General features: G+C 71.8%; 2 protein-coding genes and 1 pseudogene. 2 read left to right on the forward strand and 1 reads right to left on the reverse strand.

From position 1 onward, the window contains the following. Window positions 1–412: pseudogene (locus tag RWX45_RS02285) on the forward strand (NADH:flavin oxidoreductase/NADH oxidase); the annotation flags it as partial. 222 nt (window positions 413–634) lie between these two features. Here RWX45_RS02285 and RWX45_RS02290 read toward each other — a convergent pair. After that, window positions 635–2,017 carry a M18 family aminopeptidase gene (locus RWX45_RS02290; RefSeq protein ID WP_316022170.1) on the reverse strand — a complete coding sequence of 461 codons (1,383 nt, stop codon included), beginning with the start codon at window positions 2,015–2,017 and terminating at the stop codon, window positions 635–637. Between the two features lie 100 nt (window positions 2,018–2,117). Between RWX45_RS02290 and RWX45_RS02295 the strand changes: the two genes are divergently transcribed. Continuing rightward, entirely contained in the window at window positions 2,118–2,774 is a 657-nt protein-coding gene (locus RWX45_RS02295) for an HAD family phosphatase (protein WP_316022171.1), read from the forward strand. Window positions 2,775–3,059 lie beyond the last annotated feature (285 nt).

Consider the following 3,059-nt stretch of genomic DNA (forward strand, 5'->3'; position numbering starts at 1 on the left):
GGCGACCGACTGGACCGAGGGTGGGCTCACCGGCGAGGCCACCGCCGAGCTGGCCCGGCAGCTGGTCGAGGCCGGTGTCGACGTCCTGCACGTGTCCACCGGCGGCAACGTCCCGGCTCGGGTACCGACCGGCCCCGGCTACCAGGTGCCCTTCGCCGGTCAGGTCAAGCGGGCCGTGGCGGGGATGACGACGCCGGGCGGCGGGCAGCCGCAGGTGGTCACGGTCGGCATTATCGACTCGGGTCTGCAGGCCGAGCAGATTCTGGTGGCGGGCCTGGCCGACGCCGTCGCCGCGGGCCGTGCCGCGCTGCGCGACCCGTACCTGCCGGTGCGCTGGGCACACGAGCTCGGCGTCAATGACTGGCAGGACGCGAACCTGCCCGTCCAGTACTGGCGCGGCGCCTGGCACTGACCAGGCGGGGCTAAGCGGCCGCGCCGGACCACGGCCGGACCACGCGGTTATCCCGCGGTGCGCAAACCCGGCCGCTGGCCGACGCCCTCACTGCCCGCCTCTCCGATTCACGACCTTGGGGTACGTTGCACGACCCCGGGGTGGTCGTGAAGTGCACCCCAAGGTCGTGAACTGCACCCGAGGGTCGTATTTCGCTGGAGCGGCAACCGAGGCACGCGCCGCTTACGCCCCGAGCCAGTAGCCGCGCATGGCCCGGGCCAGGCGCGGGCCATCGGCAACGGCGCACATCTCCCGCTGGGAGTGCATCGACAGCAGCCCCTGGCCGACGTCGGCGGTCGGGATACCGAGCCGGGTGGCGGTGATGGGGCCGATCGTCGTGCCGCAGGGGACGGCGTTGTTGGACACGAAGTCCTGGCTGGGGACGTCGGCGTCGGCACAGGCCCGCTTCCAGGCCGCGACGGCGACGGCGTCGGTGGCGTAGCGCTGCTGGGCGTTGATCTTGAGCAGCGGCCCGCCCCCGAGCACGGGGCGCACGGCCGGGTCGTGGAGCTGGGGGTAGCTGGGGTGGACGGCGTGGCCGGCGTCGGCCGAGACGCACAGCGAACGGGCCAGGAGCGCCTGGTAGGCGTCGCCGGCGAACCCCATGACCCGGGCAAGACGGGACAGCACGCTCTCCAGGAAGGGGCCCGCGGCGCCGGCACGGGTCCCGCTGCCGACCTCCTCGTGGTCGTTGGCCACGAAGACGACCGGCTCGGCGACCTCGGCGTCCGCACGCCCCAGCGCCTCAAGGGCGATGAGCGCGGCGTGCACGGAGGAGAGGTTGTCGAGCCGCGATGAGGCTAGGAATTCGCCGTGGCGTCCGAAGCGGGCCGGAGGCTCGGTGGGGTAGGTGAGGATGTCGGTGAAGACGAGGTCGGCGGAGTCGATGCCGGCAAGCTCGCACAGGTAGCGCTCGGGCGCGTCGGCACCGGGCCGGGTGACGTCGGGAGCACCCGCGTCGACTGCGGCCGCACCGCGCTCGGCTTTCTCCGCGCCGTCGTCGGCGAGTGCCCACAGCGGCAGCAGATGAGCCTGCTTGTCCAGGTGCAGGGAGTCGTTGACGCTGCGGTCCAGGTGCGGGGCCACCTGGGCGACCCGTGCGATCGGCCCGGTACGCACCAGGTGGGTGGCGCCGTCGCGGGTGACCAGGCGCCCGGCCAACCCGAGCTCTCGGTCGAGGAAGGAGTTGAGCAACGGCCCGCCGTAAACCTCCACGTCGAGCAGCTCAACGCCGTCGCGCACCATCGCTGCGTGCGGTTTGAGCCGCAGCGCCGGGGAGTCCGTGTGGGTGCCGACGATCCGCAGCCCGGCGTCGGCACCCAGGTGCTCGGGCAGCATCCAGGCGATGACGGCGCCGTCGCGCACGGTGTAGCCGCGCCGGGGCAGACGCTCGTCCCAGGTGGAGGTCTCCCGAACCGACGCGAACCCGACGGCGTCCAAGCGCCGCGCGATCTCGGCGGCGGCGTGGTAGCTGGTCGGCGAGGCGGTGACGAAGTCGATGATCGACTCGGCGTAGGCGCCGTCGTCGTGCAGGGCGGGAATCGGAGCGGTTGCGGGATCTGCCATGGGGCCAGTATGGGCCAGGCTCGGCGGGCGCAGGCGGAAGGAACTACTCGGCCGGGCGCGCCCGCTGGCGCCCTGGCACCAGGTAGGCCACGATCTTTCCATGATGCAGGCCTCTGTCCCCGCCCCACCCACCATTCCCACCCTGGGTACCACGCCGATACGCGCCGTGCTGTTCGACGCCGACGGCGTGCTGCAGTTCATCGGTACACCCTGGGATCAGGCGCTGGAGGAGGGCGGAGGAGCCGAGTTCGCCCGCGCTCTGTTGGCCGAGGAAGGGCCCGCGCTCATGGGCCGTGAGGACTTGCGGACGCTGCTGGAGCGGCTAGTGACTCGGCTGCAGCTGGAGGCAAGCGTCGAGGCGCTGCTGGACCTGTGGTGGAACGCGACACCCGATCCCCTTGCCTGGCAGACGGTGCGTGATCTCAAAGCAGCCGGCTATGTGACCGCGCTGGCCACCAACCAGCAGCGAGAACGCCGCGAGTGGATGCGCAGGTCCCTCGGCTATGACGGCCTGTGCGACGTCGACGCCTACTCCTGCGCGCTGGGCCTGGCCAAACCAGACCCGGAGTACTTCCACGCGGTGCTGGAGCTGGTGGGGGCGCGCCCGGAAGAGGCATTGTTCGTCGACGACAACGCCGCGAACGTTTCCGAGGCTGCGGCGCTCGGCATTCACACCGTGCATCACCCGGCGGATGCGGGCGGCGTGCTCTTGCGCGAGGAGGTCGTGGCCGTGCTCGGTGGTGCGGTAGCCGGGTGAGCCCCTCGCGCGCGGCGAGCGGCCGGTCCGCTGCCGTTCGTTCCAGGTGGCGGTCACGCCGCCCTGTCGAAGTCATGGGTTAGCCGTCGAAGTCATGGGCAGGGCGTATGACCTGGATGGTTAACCTGTGCATTCGACGGTGAACCTATGCGCTCAAGGCGCGCGCAACGTCCCGAAGCAACGGGGGAGGCCGTCGGCCTGACCATCCGCCGTGCGCTTAACGTCCCAAAGCAGCAGGGTGGTCCCCTGCCGGCCCGCGCCGTCCGCCCCGCCTCCCCGCCGACC

The sequence above is a fragment of the Actinomyces sp. MRS3W genome (genome assembly GCF_032465695.1).
Classification (GTDB): Bacteria; Actinomycetota; Actinomycetes; order Actinomycetales; family Actinomycetaceae; genus Actinomyces.